At 28.1% G+C, this 17,758-nt stretch carries 16 protein-coding genes; 4 read left to right on the top strand and 12 right to left on the bottom strand.

Translation table 11 applies throughout. From position 1 onward, the window contains the following. Window positions 1–554 precede the first annotated feature (554 nt). The 3 genes from B3B03_RS15935 to pckA all read right to left on the bottom strand — a co-directional run bounded on the left by B3B03_RS15935 (window position 555) and on the right by pckA (window position 4,596). Window positions 555–1,334, bottom strand: coding sequence for a serine hydrolase (locus B3B03_RS15935; protein ID WP_346849209.1), 780 nt, complete (start codon window positions 1,332–1,334; stop codon window positions 555–557). A 414-nt stretch (window positions 1,335–1,748) separates the two neighbouring features. Continuing rightward, window positions 1,749–2,846, bottom strand: coding sequence for a hypothetical protein (locus B3B03_RS15940; protein WP_346877812.1), 1,098 nt, complete (start codon window positions 2,844–2,846; stop codon window positions 1,749–1,751). 175 nt (window positions 2,847–3,021) lie between these two features. Beyond that, window positions 3,022–4,596: a phosphoenolpyruvate carboxykinase (ATP) gene (pckA, locus tag B3B03_RS15945; protein ID WP_346877813.1), complete on the bottom strand. Its 1,575-nt coding sequence runs from the start codon at window positions 4,594–4,596 to the stop codon at window positions 3,022–3,024. Between the two features lie 386 nt (window positions 4,597–4,982). On the opposite strand from pckA, the gene B3B03_RS15950 reads away from it, so the two are divergent. Both B3B03_RS15950 and B3B03_RS15955 read left to right on the top strand, forming a co-directional pair. After that, window positions 4,983–6,332, top strand: a complete 1,350-nt coding sequence (locus B3B03_RS15950; RefSeq protein WP_346878005.1) for a Mur ligase family protein — start codon at window positions 4,983–4,985, stop codon at window positions 6,330–6,332. A gap of 15 nt (window positions 6,333–6,347) precedes the next feature. Beyond that, entirely contained in the window at window positions 6,348–7,070 is a 723-nt protein-coding gene (locus B3B03_RS15955) for a type 1 glutamine amidotransferase (RefSeq protein WP_346849212.1), read from the top strand. Window positions 7,071–7,151: 81 nt separating this feature from the next. Here the strand turns inward: B3B03_RS15955 and B3B03_RS15960 are convergent, their stop codons facing one another. From B3B03_RS15960 to B3B03_RS15990, 7 genes are all read right to left on the bottom strand, one after another. Then, on the bottom strand, window positions 7,152–8,411 hold the full coding sequence (locus tag B3B03_RS15960; protein WP_346849213.1) for an XRE family transcriptional regulator: 1,260 nt from the start codon (window positions 8,409–8,411) through the stop codon (window positions 7,152–7,154). Window positions 8,412–8,426: 15 nt separating this feature from the next. Next, window positions 8,427–9,740: a helix-turn-helix transcriptional regulator gene (locus tag B3B03_RS15965; RefSeq protein WP_346849214.1), complete on the bottom strand. Its 1,314-nt coding sequence runs from the start codon at window positions 9,738–9,740 to the stop codon at window positions 8,427–8,429. Between the two features lie 199 nt (window positions 9,741–9,939). Continuing rightward, a complete protein-coding gene (locus B3B03_RS15970) occupies window positions 9,940–10,110 on the bottom strand; it encodes a hypothetical protein (RefSeq protein WP_156964390.1) in 171 nt (56 codons plus the stop codon). 167 nt (window positions 10,111–10,277) lie between these two features. Continuing rightward, window positions 10,278–11,189, bottom strand: a complete 912-nt coding sequence (locus B3B03_RS15975) for a viroplasmin family protein (RefSeq protein WP_346849215.1) — start codon at window positions 11,187–11,189, stop codon at window positions 10,278–10,280. Window positions 11,190–11,214: 25 nt separating this feature from the next. Next, window positions 11,215–12,216, bottom strand: a complete 1,002-nt coding sequence (locus B3B03_RS15980) for a YkvA family protein (protein ID WP_346849216.1) — start codon at window positions 12,214–12,216, stop codon at window positions 11,215–11,217. A 262-nt stretch (window positions 12,217–12,478) separates the two neighbouring features. Next, window positions 12,479–13,537, bottom strand: coding sequence for an HD-GYP domain-containing protein (locus B3B03_RS15985; RefSeq protein WP_346849217.1), 1,059 nt, complete (start codon window positions 13,535–13,537; stop codon window positions 12,479–12,481). A gap of 20 nt (window positions 13,538–13,557) precedes the next feature. Further along, window positions 13,558–13,956 carry a DUF6762 family protein gene (locus tag B3B03_RS15990; RefSeq protein ID WP_346849218.1) on the bottom strand — a complete coding sequence of 133 codons (399 nt, stop codon included), beginning with the start codon at window positions 13,954–13,956 and terminating at the stop codon, window positions 13,558–13,560. A gap of 87 nt (window positions 13,957–14,043) precedes the next feature. Between B3B03_RS15990 and B3B03_RS15995 the strand changes: the two genes are divergently transcribed. Beyond that, window positions 14,044–14,385, top strand: a complete 342-nt coding sequence (locus B3B03_RS15995) for a hypothetical protein (RefSeq protein ID WP_346849219.1) — start codon at window positions 14,044–14,046, stop codon at window positions 14,383–14,385. 115 nt (window positions 14,386–14,500) lie between these two features. Here the strand turns inward: B3B03_RS15995 and B3B03_RS16000 are convergent, their stop codons facing one another. After that, window positions 14,501–15,955, bottom strand: coding sequence for an aminoacyl-histidine dipeptidase (locus B3B03_RS16000; protein WP_414632270.1), 1,455 nt, complete (start codon window positions 15,953–15,955; stop codon window positions 14,501–14,503). Window positions 15,956–15,974: 19 nt separating this feature from the next. Further along, window positions 15,975–16,526, bottom strand: a complete 552-nt coding sequence (locus B3B03_RS16005; protein WP_035135592.1) for a manganese efflux pump MntP family protein — start codon at window positions 16,524–16,526, stop codon at window positions 15,975–15,977. A 216-nt stretch (window positions 16,527–16,742) separates the two neighbouring features. Here B3B03_RS16005 and B3B03_RS16010 point away from each other — a divergent pair, with 216 nt between their 5' ends. After that, window positions 16,743–17,681, top strand: coding sequence for a magnesium transporter CorA family protein (locus B3B03_RS16010; RefSeq protein WP_035135590.1), 939 nt, complete (start codon window positions 16,743–16,745; stop codon window positions 17,679–17,681). Window positions 17,682–17,758 lie beyond the last annotated feature (77 nt).

Here is a 17,758-nt window from a genome sequence, read left to right on the forward strand (position 1 = left end):
CAGGATCAAACTCTCAATTTAAGATAGTGCTAGAAATTTTAATTTCGTGCAATATCTTACTCAACCTTAGTTGAGTTTCCTTTGCATTACTCTCATTCTAACTTTTAAATCGAGCTTGAATTGCTCTTTTTTCGCTGACTTGTNNTCGATTACTTCCGACGACTCTTACCATTTTACTAGATAATCTCTTATCTGTCAACATTTTTTTAAGAAGTTTTCCTCTTAATTTCTTGTTGTTTTCTGCCGCATCTCTCAGCGACAAGACTTATCTTATCATGATATGATAGCTTGTTTTTTTATAATAACCGCATTATGTTAAAAGAAATACATATTTCTTTTATTTCCTTATAATAGCTATATAATTCTATTACTGATACACCAGGCAATATTGTTACCAACGATTTCAGTGTTCCTTGATTTCTAATGATTATAAGTTTAAAAATCAAACTTAACTTTGCCTTTTTCTTTAAAATTACATTGCGAAATTTTAATAATTTAATATCAAGTTGAAGAGCGTGGACAAAATCCACGCTCTTCAACTTAGAGATATTATATTAATTCCAATCCTTATCAATAATATCAAACATCATTTTCCCAACTCTTGCTAAAGAACTAACTCCATAAACATTAGATGGTAAATTTCTTGACATAACAACAAATACAAAATCACCTTTTTCTAAATTTAATAACACAATATCATTTTCTATTTTTTCTAAACTTCCTGCTTTATGTGCCGTTTTAACTTTAAAATCTTTAGGCCAATAAAATGATATCCCTGTGGTTAATTGATTCCTCCTAATAACTTCTAAGATAAATTTACTATGTTCTCCATTTAACACTTTCCCCTTGCTTAATAGTGCTAAACCTTTACATAGATCATAGCTTGTAGTTATATTTTCATTATCGAAGTCTTCTTTTTCACCTGATGGATATTTTTTTATAAATGTAGATGTTAACCCCATATCATGAATGATACTGTTTATCCTATCTTTGCCTATAGTGTTTATAAGTTTACACGCTGCTGTATTATCACTTTGGATAAGCATTGCAACTATTAACTCTTTAATACTATATTGTCTACCTTCTAATTCATGTATAATACCAAAAGATCCCGAAACCTTATCATCATTTGTTATTGTTACTAATTGATCTAAAAATATATTAGTAGATTCCACTTCTTTCATTACTGCCATAGCAATAGGAAGTTTAATACAACCAGCAGCTACCATTTTAAGATCTTCATTAAACCCATAAGTATAATCGCTTTTTAAATCTGCAAAATAAAAACTATATTCCCCTTCTCTTGTCTCTAAATAACGTTTGATTTCTTTCATACATACCCTCCACATGCCAAATGGTAATATCAATTTATAACTAGCTATATTATAATTTTCTTTATATATTATGTCAAATTTCTGACTATTGTAAAAAATCAATAAAGTGATATACTTTTTAGATTATATCACTTTATTATTCATACCAAATAAGTTAATATACAGCACTTTTATGGTATAGTATTTTAATTGTAATACATAAATGCTTATTACACATTTATATAATCCCTATATTATTCATTTAAACGTCTTATATTTACAAATACTTAACTTATTTATTTTATTTTTATATTATATATAAGTTAAGTAACTATTACCTCAAAATTGTAAAAATCAACAATTATATTCCTGCACACAAAGCTTGTGGAAAGGTAATGTAATCTACGTCCCTAGTTTTCTCTTTTCCCCTTTCTTCTATTTCTTTATAACCACCTGTCGTAAGGGATTAGTACCGTCTAATGAAATTTCTATAGTTGTAACACCTTTTTCTATAGATAAATTATAATAGGTGTCAACCTTAATAAAATCTCCATTATTTACTCTAACATAAAACTCCTCAACCATTAAACTATTCATAAATGCTCCTAAGGTAAATTTTATATAGTTATCATCATCTTCCTTTACATTAGTTTTCGCAAATATAATAGTAGGAATTTTATCTAACTCATTATTCACTTTTTCTTCATAAGGATTAATATTAAATAAAGATTCATTATCTACAAATATAGTTGGTGGAATATAACCTTTAGAAGTTTCTAATTGAGCATCCATAACATCTTTTACATATGTTATATATGAGTTTATTATAGATCCCTCATATTTACTGTTATCAATTCTTATACTGTAAGTACCTAGATGGTTATTTAATAGCTTTATAGACTTTTTATCTAAAACTCCATCTTCACTACCGCTAACCTTAAGCTGCGATAAATCTTTCTTTAAAACCTCAATGGCACTTAAAGGTTCATTACCCTCTTTAAAATATCCACCTGTAACCACATCAAACATTATCCACTTATTAAAATTAGAATCCCATACTTCTAATACAGAGTAGTTTCCATTTAATCTATATTCTCCAACTCTAACCTTTATACCTATTGAAGATAACAATTCTTGAAGCACTGTATTATAATCCTTTTGTGAAACTTTTTTACCCGACATTAGAATTTTTAAAAGCTCTTCTCCATCTTTGTTAGTATCCATATCTGAAAGGGTTATTTCTCCTTTTTCATCTAACCATTTGTTTATATCTACACATTTCATAATTTCACTAGTATTTTCACTAACTAAAGTCTCTACTTTATATTTACTTTTTAGGGTAGCTATTTCCGCTACAGTACTATCAATGTAATAAAACTTTATATTATTTCCTGAATATAAATTATCCCATTTTTCTACTTTAGCAGTATAATCATGTTCTTTGTCTCTTTGACTAAACATCCAAAATCCTACAACACTTAATATTATAACTAAAACACCTAATCCTATATTTTTTCTTTTTCTAGCTTTCAACCCATTACTCCCCTTTACATCTGCATATTGTTATATTTATATTCTATTATAAACTTTTTTCCAATAAAATAAAAGTTTTCTATACTTCATGACAAATTTTCATTCTTTAAATTATTCTATCTCTATATAAAGAAAAGAAACTCATTTTAATCTGAGTTTCTCTTCTTTATAATCACTATTTATTACATCCAGGTGCTGCCTTCAATATATCTTCACTTACGCTATCAAATTTTTTAAAGTTTTCACGGAATTGTTTAACAAGCTCGTACACTTTCTTATCATACTCTTTTTTGTCTTCCCAAGTATTTTTAGGTTTTAATATTTCAGATGGTACATTTGGAACCTCTTTAGGTATAAGAACATTAAAGTTTTCATCCTTTTCGAATTCAGCATTTCTTAAATTGCCTTCTATAGCAGCCTTAACCATAGCTCTAGTATAAGATAAATTCATTCTTTTACCTACACCATATTCTCCACCAGACCATCCAGTGTTAACAAGATATACTTCTGTATTATTTTTTATAATTCTTTCTCCTAATAGTTTAGCATATACTTCTGGTTTCATAAGCATAAAAGGTTCACCAAAACAAGCAGAGAATGTAGCTTTTGGTTTAGTTATTCCTCTTTCTGTACCAGCTAGCTTACTAGTATATCCAGACATAAAGTGATACATAGCAGCTTCTTTAGATAATTTAGATATTGGTGGTATTACACCAAAAGCATCTGCAGTTAAGAATACTACTGTATTAGGATTTCCACCAACTCCACTTATTTCAACATTTTCGATAAAATCTATAGGATATGCTCCTCTTGTATTTTCAGTTAATGAATCATCATCAAACATTGGTCTATTACTCTCATCTAAAACTACATTTTCTAGTAATGCACCAAATTTTAAAGCGTTATAAATTTCTCTTTCCTTTTCTTTATCTAACTTGATAGTTTTTGCATAGCACCCACCCTCAAAGTTAAATACACCTTCATTACACCAACCATGTTCATCATCACCAATTAATTTTCTATCCGGATCTGCAGATAAAGTCGTCTTTCCAGTTCCAGAAAGTCCAAAGAATACAGCAGTATCGCCATCTTCTCCGATATTAGCTGAACAGTGCATAGGGAATACACCCTTTTTAGGTAATAAGAAGTTCATTATAGAGAATATTGATTTCTTAATCTCTCCAGAATATTGACTTCCACCTATTAAAACAATCTTCTTTTCAAAATTAATTATTATAAAGGCTTCAGAGTTTACTCCATCCTCTTTTCCTTTAGCTTTAAAACCTGGTGCTACAATTACATTAAACTCAGGTTTAAAACTTTCTAATTGTTCTTTTTCATATCTTCTAAATAATTGATTAGACATTAGAGCTTGTGATGCCAATTCATTGACAACTCTTATATTCATGCTATACTCTTTCATTGCTCCAACATAACCATCAAATACATATAAATTCTTAGTAGATAAATAATCTATAACTTGTGAATATAAATTATTGAAAATTTCTTCTTCTATAGGTAAGTTAACCTCTCCCCAGTTAATTAAATCATTTACACTTTCTTGTCTTACGATAAATCTATCTTTAGGAGATCTTCCTGTATACTTTCCTGTTTTTACAACAAAAGCTCCACTATTAGCAAGAATTCCTTCTTCATTTTTAATAGCATGAGAAACTAACTCAGCATAGCTTAAATTTCTATAAATTTCCTTATTAGTATTAATTTTTAAATTATTTAAGTTAAAATCCATTTTACTACCCCCAAATATCTTCTAGGAATTAATGTAACACATTTTTTAATTTCCTAATATTATAATACTACTTTTTTATAAAAATGCAACAAATATTTTATTTTTCTTTATTAAATCATATTTTATTCAGAATTATTGCAAGTCGAACTTCATTATACTGCATTTTAAATATTGTAACGGTATATAGTACATCACTTTTATCGAATTTTGCTAACTTTTAATATTTTTTTAAATCTAAATTAATATTTAAAATCATCCTTTCATTTTCAATTTAGAATGATGTCATTAATGTAGATATATGTTATAATATAAAATTGATATACTTATAAATACTTAAATTAATTTATTAAAATAACTCTGAGAAATATTTAAAGGATGTGTGAAAAATTAAGATAAATTCATTTATAGCTATAGTCACTTCAAAAATTATATTAAAATTAAGTACCAAATTATTCAAAGGGGGTTCAAACTTTCCTGGCAAAGTCGCTTTAGCCTTAGACAGAAGTATATTATCAACAGTTGCTAAAGGTTATAAAGTAATTTTAATCACAGGTACTAACGGTAAAACTACAACCACTAGCATGATTTATAATATTCTTAATAAAGCCGGTAAAAATGCTATAACAAATAATACTGGAGCTAATATGAATACTGGAATAGTTGCGTCTTTCATTTCTAATTTCAAACTTTCTAATAAGAATAAAGATATGTACGCAGTTATCGAAGTAGATGAGGCTTACCTTAAATTCATAACAGAATATATAAAACCTGAAATAATTACTGTAACTAATCTATTTAGAGATCAGTTAGATAGATATGGAGAGGTACATACTACTTATAATAAAATTTTAGAAGGAATACATAAATCTCCTCAATCTCTACTTGTTCTAAATGGCGATGAATCTCTACTAGGTAAAATTGATGCCAATAATCCTGTAGTTTACTATGGCTTTAATGTTCCTATTAAAGAAAATACAGTTTTAAATGTAAATGCAGACAGCAAGTTCTGTAAATTCTGTAAGACTCCTTATAGTTACGAATTTATTACTTACAATCATCTAGGAAAATACTTTTGTGCAAATTGTGGGTATGAAAGACCTGAACTTAAATATCATATTGATGAAGTAGCAGCTTTAACTACCGAAGGCTCAGAAGTTGTTGTTAATGAAGAAAGTTACTTTATAAATCAATCTGGAGAATATAACATATATAATGCTATTTGCGCATTATCTGTAACACTAGAATTGGGTATAGAATCAACTTCAATTAAAGCATCTTTACAAAACCAAAAGAGCACTTTTGGAAGGCAAGAGAGTCTAAATATAAATGGAAAAGAAGTAAAAATAATTCTTGTAAAAAATCCTGCTGGTTATAACCAAGCTATAAACACTTTGCTTCTTAATAATAAACCTATAAATTTAGTATTGATGTTAAATGATAATTATGCCGATGGTACAGATGTTTCATGGATATGGGATGTAGATTTTGAAAAATTAAATTCACTAGAAATAAATGATATTATAATCTCTGGTATACGTCTTTATGATATGGCTGTAAGACTAAAGATTGCTAATCTTAAAGAAGAAAACTTTAAAATCTGCGAATCCGATGATGAGCTTATAAATAATATAATAAGTGCTGAAGCAGAAACCACATATGTACTTGTTACATATACTGCTATGTTACATCTTAGAAAGTTATTGCACAGTAAAGGCTATATAAATAAAATTTGGTAAGGTTAAGGTGAGTTTATGGAAATTAATATATGTCATTTATATCCTGATTTATTGAATGTTTATGGTGATATTGGAAATATTCTAATTCTTAAACATAGGGCTGAGAAAAGAGGAATAAATGTTATAATAAGAAACGTATCAATAGGTGATGCATTTAACCCTGAAGATTTTGATATAGTGTTCTTCGGAGGTGGTCAAGATTATGAACAGTCCATAGTTTCTAAAGACTTAGTAGAAACTAAGAAACAAGGGATTACCGATTATATAGAATCTGGAAAAGTATTTATATGCATATGTGGAGGATATCAACTTTTAGGAAAAACCTACGAAACTTCTACAGGTGAGATTTTAGAAGGATTGGGTATATTAGATATTTATACCAAAGCTTCTAATGAAAGATTAATAGGCAATTCAATTATATATAATGAATTCTTTAATGAAACCTACGTAGGATTTGAAAATCATTCAGGTAAAACTTACATTGGTGATTTAAAACCTCTTGGTATAGTGAAATACGGATTCGGTAACAATGGTGAAGATAAAAAAGAAGGTTGTGTTTATAAAAATACCTTCTGCACTTATTTTCATGGAAGCCTACTATCTAAAAACCCCGAGCTTACAGATAGACTTTTATCTTTAGCCATAAAAAATAAGTATGATGAAGTTGAACTTTCCCCTTTAAATGATTCCTTCGAAATTAAAGCTAAAGATCATATTATAAAAAGATTTATAAAATAAAAATAGGTTGTTTCAAAGTGATTAAAAATCATTTTGCAACAACCTATTTTCATATTAAATCCTGATAAATAAAATTACTAACTAATAAAAACTTTTATCCATCTTAAAGGCCAAACTAAAATATTTTATTGAATCATTAACATTTCCCATATCATGATACATGGTACCTATCTTCATATACCTTTTACATATTTCACTCTTAGTTCCATATTTCATCAGAGCATCTAAAGAAAGCATCATATACGTTTCAGCCATTATATAATTCTTCTTCCTTTCGAATATCATGGCTTTATAGTAGTATGCTTTTTCCATTATGGGAACAAGCTCTAGTTCAATAGATAAATCTAGGACTTCTTCTATATAGTTTAACACTAAATCGTAGTAACCATACTCTATCAAACTTTTAACCCCATCAATTAAAAATTCACATAGCTGCTCTTTATCACTTCTTGGATATTCACTCAATGCCCTTTCTACATAGTCTAAAGCCTCGTCTTTAATTCCATTTTCAAACATAGCTTTTGCAAGATCATAATACGCTCTTGCTTTTTTATCTAGCAAGTTATCATATCTTTTTAAAGCTTGCTCTTCATAGTATTTAACTTCATCGCCACCTAAATAAATTTCTATAATAGCTAGCACTTTATATATTTCTGCATTTACATACTCATTTTTATTAAATGAAAGTATTTCCTTTAAATCTTCACTAACTTTTTTTGCTTTAATTATATTATTACACATTATATAAATTACTACTTGATTATAAGTTGCCTTTATATATTCTACTGAGTCTTTTTTATCTAATTCAATAAGTTTCTTCCTTACTGTTGATATATAACTACCCGCTTGAGAGCATTCACCATTAGTATATAAATATTTTGCTATATACATATAATAATTAATATGTAAAATTTCATCTTTAGACTTTTGACAAGAATTATAATATCTAGGTATAGTAGTACTTAATTCTGCTGACATACCGTGATTCAAATAGTATTCAAATAGTATTTGAAATAGTTTACAACTCAAATCGTAATAGTGATACTTTTCTGCATAATCTACATTGTATAGTACATCTTCTAAAGAAATTAATGGCGTCATAGAATTAAATTTTTCAATATTTGCTTCTATCTGTTCTCTTACACCATGTTTTAAATACTCCATATCTAATCCAAGCTTATCTACAATAATTTCTAGAATCCAATCTTCTGGATCAACCTTATTGTTTTCTATACAACTCATTTTAGAAACGGAAATTTTATCTTCACATATATCTTTTAAAGTTAGACCTTTATATATTCTGGTCCTCTTTATTTTTTCTCCAGCCGATAATATTTCCATAGTTATCCCCCATTTTTAAAAATCCGTTAAGCATTTTGTTTCTTCAAGAATCTTAACCCCTTCATCTAAATATTTTCCAGCTTCTTCTTCTCTTCCTAAGTCCATGTAGAATTTTCCTAAGGCAATAGCAATTTCAGCACTTTCCTTATGATAATTCATTTTTTCTGTATAGTTTAAAGCATCTATTAAAGTTCTTTCTGCTTCTTCATACTTCTTCTCTAGTAACTCAATTTTATATTTAAGAATATGGTACTTGTACATTAAAGTACAATCTGTTACACTTAAATTTTGCATATTAGATACTATCTGTTCTAGTACCTTTTTTGCATTTATTTCATCTTTTAATTTTATATAGTTATTACAAATCAACATTAAAGTATTAACAGTAGATTCCTCAGAAAGCCTTTCTTTAATAGCTTTAGCATCTAAAAGATATTCAAAGGACCTGTCTACATATCCATATTCTGAAAACATTTCTCCTAACCCTGACATTAAATCTGTAATTAAAATACTTTGTTGTCTAGTTCTAAAGAGATTCAAACTTTTTTCAGTGTATGCAATAGCCTGGTTTAAGTTACCCTCTTTAAACCTTACTTGTCCAATCTTCATAAATGATTCTCCATAGTTCCTCGAATCCTTTAGTTTTAAAAGTTTTTCTTCAGCATATTTCATATACTCTATTGCTTCTTTATCAATTCCCATTTTATTAAGAGTTTTGCTTATGTAATAATAAACCTTACCCATAGCAACTTCATTATATACATCACTTTCTTCAAACACCTTCTCTGCTTGTTGAAAATAGCTATATGCAGAATGATATGCATCAAGTTCAAGAGTAATTTTGCCTAGAAGCATAAATACTTTAATAATTTCGTCACTACAATTATATTTAATATATATATTATTAGCTGAAAGTAGTAACTCCTGAGCTTCATCATATTCTTTTTTCTTTTCATGTATTAAGGCTTTTAAATACAAATTAGTTGCCATATTTAATTCAAGATCATATTTTTCAATATATAAAAATGAATCTTCTAATGCCTTCCAAGCTATCTCCAAATTATTATTTAATATATTAGATTCCGCGATATTTTGATAGTATATACAAATCTTGCCTGCTTGTGTTTCTTCAGTCTCCATAAGGTGTTCTACCGAAACTTTTAATGCACCTGCTAAATATTCTAACAAGTCCATGCTAGGATTAGATTTACCTGATTCAATTAAACTTATTTGACCAGCAGTTATTCTATCTCCAGCCAGATTTTTTAGAGTTAAATCAAGCTCCTTTCTCCTTTTTTTTATTTTTTCTCCTAAAGATAAAATTTCCATAAATTCATCCTCTTCTCTTAGCAAATGCTTCCTAATTACTTCAGATAATTATACCCCTATATTGTATCATAAACAAACAAAATACACAAAAATAAATGTCTTAAATTTTTATTAAATGTGCGTTAATTTAATCAGTTTTATTGTATTATATTAAACTTTATTTAAAATAAAGATAACTAGAGCAGAAAATCTGCTCTAGTTATCTTAAAGGAACCATTGCTTTATTAAACATATCTTCAGCTCTATGTTGAAATCTCTTAGCCTTTTTCCTTAATTTTCTTTTAGTTCTTCCATCCATTGAAGGCATTACGTAATTAACAGCTAAGGCTAAACTTGCTATCAACACCATAATCTTTAATAACATTTTCATAAAATACACATCCCTTCTCATTGTATACTTATCCACCTGGAATTCCATAGAATTTTCCATATAAATAAATATTTTAGGTTACAATAATATTTACTTATTCATAATTAGTAGATCTTAAGTATGTTTATAGGATGCACATATTTCTAATTTATATGCCTATAATTAATTTATTTTAAGTTTTGAATTAATTCTAATATAATTTTATCCTTAACCTCTATAGGTACACATTTTAAATATTTTTCTCTCTCATTTATATCTATACTATTTAAGTGTTCTATTATTCTGGTAATGTGATATTTATCTTCAATTCCTATATTACTATGAACATCTAGAGACATAACGTTACTAATATTTTTCTTAATAATTTTAGAAAGTTTATTTTTAACGTCACTAGTAGCAACCCTTAAAGTATTATTTTCAACAGCTTTATCTACTACAGAATCAAATTCTACCCCAGCACCACTTTTTGCCAACTCATCTGCAATATCATTATATAAATCATTAGTATGACTATCTACCTTAACAAATATAATGTTTATATTACCTTCTTTTTTTAACTTGTTAATAACTTCATAGTATTCCTTTGATAAAACTGTATTTCTCTCCCATGCGCCTGTTGCATGTTGACAGACTCCAGCATAATCATAAAATAATACTATTTCTCTATAGTTATTATCTAATGCATATTTTACACCATTTATAGCAGCCTTCAGCTCTCCATTTACTTGCCTTTGATTGCACTGATTATTCTTGCCTCCACCATAGTTGACATATGTAATTATATCCTTTTCAACTACAAGTACCCCATATCCAAACTCTTCTGTAGATATGTTATAGCTTCCATCAACATATATATGAGGCACATCTAAAGGATAGTTGTCCACACCTTTCTTTAATTCTGAACTATTATCTAAATAATCTTTTGCCTCTTTTTCTGTTAAAAAACTCTTATATATAGCACCTTTCGCTCCTTTTACATAGGAAAGACACTCACTCCAACTTTTAACAATAATATTATTAACGTCTACATTATTATTAAAATCTCTTCCTTTTTTTATCGCATAATATTTAGTTGCCATAATAACCCCTACCTTAAACGTAGATTTATTTAGTAAAAAATACTATAGACTTTTTTATAGATATTCTTACTACATCTACCATCTTTCTTATTTCTTTTGCTCCAAACTTGTCATTTAGTAAAGTCATAGCTTCTCTAGAAACCTCTATAATATTGCTCTGGCCTTCCCAATTATCAAGAATTATTTCTTCTGGAATATCACAAAGCACCTTTTGAAGTATAAAGAATGTAACTGCTAAATCATCAATCTTACCTATAATAGGTAATGTATCTGGTAATATATCTAAAGGAAACAAAAGATATCCTAAAGCAATAGATATATTAAACTTTACCTCTTTTACTACTCTTTTGTCCTTATATAACCTCATAAATAAAGCAATTATATCTGGTATCATCACTACATAGGGATACATCTTTTCATATTTTGCAGAAAATCTTTCTTTAAATTCTTTTCTAAACCTTCTATAAGTATACTCTTTATGATTATCTAAATTTTTTTTATTAGATTCTACACTGGAAATTGGCACTTCTTCTTTTTTTTCTTCATTTTTATCATTAGATTTATCATTTTCATTTTTAAAATTAAAATTACTAACCTCTGCTTCAAGACCATATGGGATTATAGATAAATCTTCTAATTTAAAATCAACCATCGGTATAACTTTACATAACTTGTATAAATCTATAATTATCGTATCATCAGTAAACTCTATGCCAAAATTAGCTACTTTTGAGCTAATTACTTTTAATGCCACATTTACAATGCCTTTAAATATTTTAAGACTTTTTACATTAATTTTATCTATACTTAAATATAGTTTATTATTCTCAACTTTGTTTATAGATATATCAACAGAAAAAGGAATAGATACTTTATGCTTATAACTTCCAACTACATTAATATTTTTATCTACTAATATTTTGTCAATTTTAAGTCCTTCAACGGGTACATAGTCTCTTAATACATCTACAACAATACTGTATAAATCTTTTTCTGTTATTGAAATCTTTATATTAGATATCTTCATTTTACTTTACCTCCAACTGTACTTTAATCATAATAGAAACAGAGTTTCTTGTTTCAGATGGGGTTTTTACTCCCTCTGAATAGACATCCTTATCCAAGGACGTAGCAACTCCTTGCCCCCACCTTGAAGAAGATGAAAGTATTAGAGCTGGTAGTCATCGGGTAAAATATATATACGCCAAATTTCTATATCAAAACCAAAAGGACATACCTCAATTATACAGCATAATTAAAAACAGTACATCCCTCAATCCATATATTTATTAAATTACACATTGGATAATTAAATTAATTTTTTCCAACAAATTAATTTCATAAAATTTTACTGGTTTTCTAGTTTCATGATCATATAGTACTCTTATTATAGGCCTATCGGGGAACCCTTTGTTCTGACTTATAACATACCCTTCTACTCCATTAGAAAGTTTAACACAACATCCTAATGGATATACTGAAAATGTTTCTTTAAATGTGCGTACTAATTTTTCATCAAACTGACTTCCTGATCCAGAAAGTATAAGCTCATAAGCTTGATTAGGCTCAAATTTTTTTCTATAGCTTCTATTACTAGTTACCGCATCATATACATCGCATATTCCTACGATCTTACCAAATCTTGAAATTTGATCCCCTTGCAATCCATAGGGATATCCTTTTCCATTAATTTTTTCATGATGCTGCTCCACTCCTTCAATTGCACTAGCTGGAATTTTATAATTTTTACTCAATATTTCTCCACCATAAATTGGGTGTTTCTTCATGATTTCAAACTCCTCATCAGAAAGCTTCCCATTTTTATTAATTATACCTGCAGGCACTTTTATTTTTCCTACATCATGCAACATTCCACATATACCCAAATCTCGCACTGCCCACTTTTTCATTCCAAGGCTCATTCCTAAAAACACTGACATGATTCCAGTATTTATACTATGCAAAAATGTGTAGTTATCATGAGTTTTTACATCATTTAAACACTTATTCACATCTTCAATTTCCATTATATAATTCAATAACTGATCCATATTTTCTAAATATTCATCTCCACATGAACCGACTATACTTCCTATACCCCTTGATATGTTCTTTAAACTTTTAATAGTGGCTTGTTTTAGTATTATTAGCTTCTCATCTACTACGTCGATATCTTCTAATCGTTCATCCTCAAGATAAACATAATATACTCCTAGCTCTTCAAGTCTTTTTATGTATACACTGTTAAGACTCATACCAGCTTTTAACAATATTCTTCCATCATCACCATATACATGTTTACCAAGTATATCTGATTCATTAACTCTACATATATGTTCTAATCTCATGATTCTCCCCCAATTATGTACTATTGATATTCCTCACATTTTCCTTCTATATCAATAAAAACTTTTTCTAAAGCTTCCTTAATTCTTGTACATACATTGTTTAATCTATTATTTAGCACATTATGATCTTCATCATAATCAAAGGTAACAATCCATGTGGGATTAAATTCCTCATCATAAATTTCTATAGAGTCAACCAAATCAGTTAAACTTTCATCATCGAACAAATCATATATGGCTGAAAATTCCCACTCCTCTACATCTTTATTGGTATCAAAATATAAATTTACCTTTTCGCCATCATAAAATAGTTTAGTAATATATTCTGCACCTTCATTAACCTCATAGCTTCCAAGCTCTCTTGTAAAAAATTTTGTCTCTTTATCCTTTTCCATTAATACAATAGCAGAAAATTCCATTATCATACCCTCCTAATATTCTGTAATTTATTTACATAAATTACTTTAAATGCTATAATTGATTATATCCTTAAAGGAGTGTGAATTATGAATCTTGTAAAAAATCTTAAAAAATTCAAAACTCTTTCCCTCATATCTTTAATTATTATAATTACTATTTATATAATTATTTTTAGTTACACTAACTTTAAATGTAAAAATTTAGATTATGCTATAAAAAAATATTCCACTTCTGGTATTTTTAATAAATATAAATTATATTCCTTAGAAGACTTTAACATTAAGTTTTCAGATGGTAATATATGTATTGCAGAAGTAAATGGTATAGAAGGAAAAAGCCCATATAAAACCACGACTTATAATCTTCACTTGGTAAAACATAAGTCTGGCAAATGGAAACTATCTGAAATTTCTCCTAATAACAATTGATTTTTCCCATAAACACAACTATTTTAGTATACCTTAGTAACCATAAATATACAACAATAAACAACTCCCCTTAAGATAATATTTATCGTTACCTTAAGGGGAGCATTTGTTCTTCCTATCTTATTTCTGCTAATACACTTAATAAGTAATCATACATTCTATCTAGTGAAGAAATACTTACATGCTCATCCGGTGTGTGAACATCAAAAATATTTGGCCCAAAGGAAATCTGATCTATATTCCCATTAAATTTATCTCCAATTAATCCACATTCAAGTCCTGCATGAATTGCAGATATCTCTGCTTTATTACCAAATTTATTTTCGTAAACTTGTTCAAATACAGTTCTAACTTTAGAATCTGGATTATACTGCCACTCAGGATAATCTGATTCAAGTTCTATAACACAATTCATTATTTCTGCAAGTACTGTCATTCGATCTACAATTGATTTTTTTAAAGAAGCTACTGAACTTCTAACTGCATTGTCAAATTCTACAGCTTCACTAGTAGTAGTTACCACACCTACATTGGTAGAACTCTGTACTAACCCTGGTATTGCCATACTCATAGTTTGAACTCCATTTGGTAATAAGAATAATGTTCTTATTACTTTCTGTCTAGTATCATCGCAGAATACTTTATCTACAGACTTAGTAATTTCATAGGTTAATTTCAAATCATCATCTATACCTTGTAATTCATTTATAAATATAGATGACCATTCTTTTACTTTTCCTTCAACTTTAACTATATCTTCTGGTCTTACAGCTATAATAGCATCTGCTTCTCTTGGAATAGCATTCATTTTAGCTCCTCCATTTAAAGATGCTAGTTTAAAGTCTACAACTGAATTAAGATCCATTAAGAATCTACCCATCATTTTATTGGCATTTCCTCTTTCTTTCTTAATTTCCATACCAGAGTGTCCGCCTTTAAGTCCTCTTATTTTAATAGCTAATGAACTATAGTTTCCTTCTATATTTTCATAATTTGTTGGCACAGAGAACTTAAGTCTAACTCCTCCTGCACAACTTACTAATAGTACTCCTTCTTCTTCAGAGTCTATATTTATTAGTATTCTTCCATTTAAATGTTCTGGATTTAAATTTGTAGCTCCACCCATTCCTGTTTCTTCTTCAGTAGTAATCAATACTTCTATAGGAGGGTGAGCTGTTGTTTTATTATCAAGAATTGCAAGAGCATAAGCTACTGCAATACCATTATCCGCTCCTAATGTAGTTCCATTAGCCTTTATAAAATCACCGTCTATAATAAATTCTATTGGATCTTTTTCAAAGTCATGTTCAGTTCCTTGATTTTTTTCACAAACCATATCCATATGCCCTTGTAAAATCACTGTTGGAGCATTTTCATAACCACTAGTAGCTGGCTTCTTAATAATAACATTTAGTGCTTCATCTTGTATAACTTCTAAATTTCTGTCCTTGGCAAACTTAACTAACCAATCGCTAACAGCCTTTTCATTTCCTGAACCTCTTGGTATTTCATTCATCTCTTTAAAAAATTTGATTGCCTCAAAGCTTTTTAAGTTTTTTAATGTTTCTATCATTTTAATCATCCTTTCCTTAAAAGAAAATCATCTTTAATCCAAATAATATCAAAATTATGCCTCCTATATAATCAGCATATTTTCTTAATATATGGATTTTTCTTAGATACTTTGCTATTATAAATGCTAATATGCTCATAAAAAATGTTATCATACCAACAATAGCAGTAAAGAGTGTTAAGGTTACCATACTTTCTATCCTTGAGAAAGCAATAAATCCAATTACTATTGCATCAATGCTCACAGATATCCCTAAAATGAAGTACATTTTAAAGGTTATGACAATACTTTCTTCTTTTTCTATCATACCTTCCTTTATCATAAGTATACCAACTATTGCAATAACTATTCCCCCCATAACTGCAGGGACGGAAGCAATATTCTCTGTAAATATTTTACCACCAAATCCTCCTAAAATAGAAAACAAAAATTGGAAAAATCCAAAAGAAATTGCAAAAGAAAACTTTTGTCTTGCCTTAGCCCCTCTATTTAAGCCAATAGCTATTGCAATACCAAAAGCATCTAATGAAACTGCTAAGGCTATGAATAGCAATTCTTCTATTGCCATAAAAGACCTCCTACAAATACAATAATTTAATATTATCATAAATTTATATTTTCAATAACAACATTAATATTAATATTATAATTCTAACTTTTCAAAATTATGATTATAAATTAAATTATTTGTACTATAATAATTATTACTTTTAAATATACAGTTGTCAATTAGAAATATAGTGTTAAAATATATTCATGAGTTTTATTATATGAGGTGATAACATTGATTACAATATTTAAAAGTGATACCTCGGGCCGTCTCACAGAAATCGATTCTATAGAACATGGCTCTTGGATTAGTATGATTAATCCATCCGATGAAGAAGTTCTTTTAATTACACAAAAACTTAATATTCCTCAAGATTTTATAAGAGCTGCATTAGATGAAGAAGAAGGTTCAAGAATAGAATTTGAGAATAATGCTACTCTTGTAATTATAGATATTCCATTCACTGAAATGGATGATAATTCATTAACTTACGATACATATCCACTAGCAATAATATATACCGAAAGCGTAATTATAACTGTATGTCTTAAAAATAGTCCTGTATTATCAGATTTTACCATTGAAAAAATCTCTTCATTTTATACTTTTAAGAAGGTCAGATTTATGCTTCAAATATTATATAGAGCATCAAATTACTATTTATTATACCTAAGACAAATAAATAGAAAGAGTCTTTTGGTTGAAAAAACCCTTTATAAATCTTTAAAAAACAGAGAATTAATTCAATTATTTGCTCTTCAAAAGTCCTTAGTATATTTCTCTACATCTTTGAAATCTAATGATTTAACCTTAGAAAAACTTTTAAAGCAGGAAATCCTTACAAAATATGATGAGGATAGAGATATTTTAGATGATGTTATGATAGAAAATCGTCAAGCTATAGAAATGTGTAGTATATATAGTGATGTCCTCACTGGTACTATGGATGTATTTGCTTCTATAATTTCTAATAATCAAAACCAAGTTATGAAATACTTAACATCTGTAACTATAGTTATTTCTATTCCAACTTTAATATCAGGTCTTTTAGGTATGAATGTAGGTGGAATACCTTTTTTCAACGCCTCTGATGGATTTCTGTATATGTGTATAATTGTAGGATTAATAACTTTAGCCGTTACCTACTATCTTAGAAAAAAAGATATGTTTTAAATAATAAAAACCAATAGAAATCTAGTATGTAATTATGAAGGTATTTATGGATAATTATATACTAGATTTTATATTGA

The sequence above is a fragment of the Clostridium sp. UBA5712 genome, assembly GCF_002419845.1.
Classification (GTDB): Bacteria; Bacillota; Clostridia; order Clostridiales; family Clostridiaceae; genus Clostridium_J; species Clostridium_J sulfidigenes.

Bases quoted from the DNA above. Each gene is read 5' to 3' on its own strand.
- B3B03_RS15985 (WP_346849217.1), bottom strand. From the start codon at position 13,537: ATGAGATTAGAACATATATGTAGAGTTAATGAATCAGATATACTTGGT.
- B3B03_RS15970 (WP_156964390.1), bottom strand. From the start codon at position 10,110: ATGAAAATGTTATTAAAGATTATGGTGTTGATAGCAAGTTTAGCCTTA.
- B3B03_RS15965 (WP_346849214.1), bottom strand. From the start codon at position 9,740: ATGGAAATTTTATCTTTAGGAGAAAAAATAAAAAAAAGGAGAAAGGAG.
- B3B03_RS15990 (WP_346849218.1), bottom strand. From the start codon at position 13,956: ATGGAATTTTCTGCTATTGTATTAATGGAAAAGGATAAAGAGACAAAA.
- pckA (WP_346877813.1), bottom strand. From the start codon at position 4,596: ATGGATTTTAACTTAAATAATTTAAAAATTAATACTAATAAGGAAATT.
- B3B03_RS15955 (WP_346849212.1), top strand. From the start codon at position 6,348: ATGGAAATTAATATATGTCATTTATATCCTGATTTATTGAATGTTTAT.
- B3B03_RS15935 (WP_346849209.1), bottom strand. From the start codon at position 1,334: ATGAAAGAAATCAAACGTTATTTAGAGACAAGAGAAGGGGAATATAGT.
- B3B03_RS15975 (WP_346849215.1), bottom strand. From the start codon at position 11,189: ATGGCAACTAAATATTATGCGATAAAAAAAGGAAGAGATTTTAATAAT.
- B3B03_RS15995 (WP_346849219.1), top strand. From the start codon at position 14,044: ATGAATCTTGTAAAAAATCTTAAAAAATTCAAAACTCTTTCCCTCATA.
- B3B03_RS16005 (WP_035135592.1), bottom strand. From the start codon at position 16,526: ATGGCAATAGAAGAATTGCTATTCATAGCCTTAGCAGTTTCATTAGAT.
- B3B03_RS15980 (WP_346849216.1), bottom strand. From the start codon at position 12,216: ATGAAGATATCTAATATAAAGATTTCAATAACAGAAAAAGATTTATAC.
- B3B03_RS15960 (WP_346849213.1), bottom strand. From the start codon at position 8,411: ATGGAAATATTATCGGCTGGAGAAAAAATAAAGAGGACCAGAATATAT.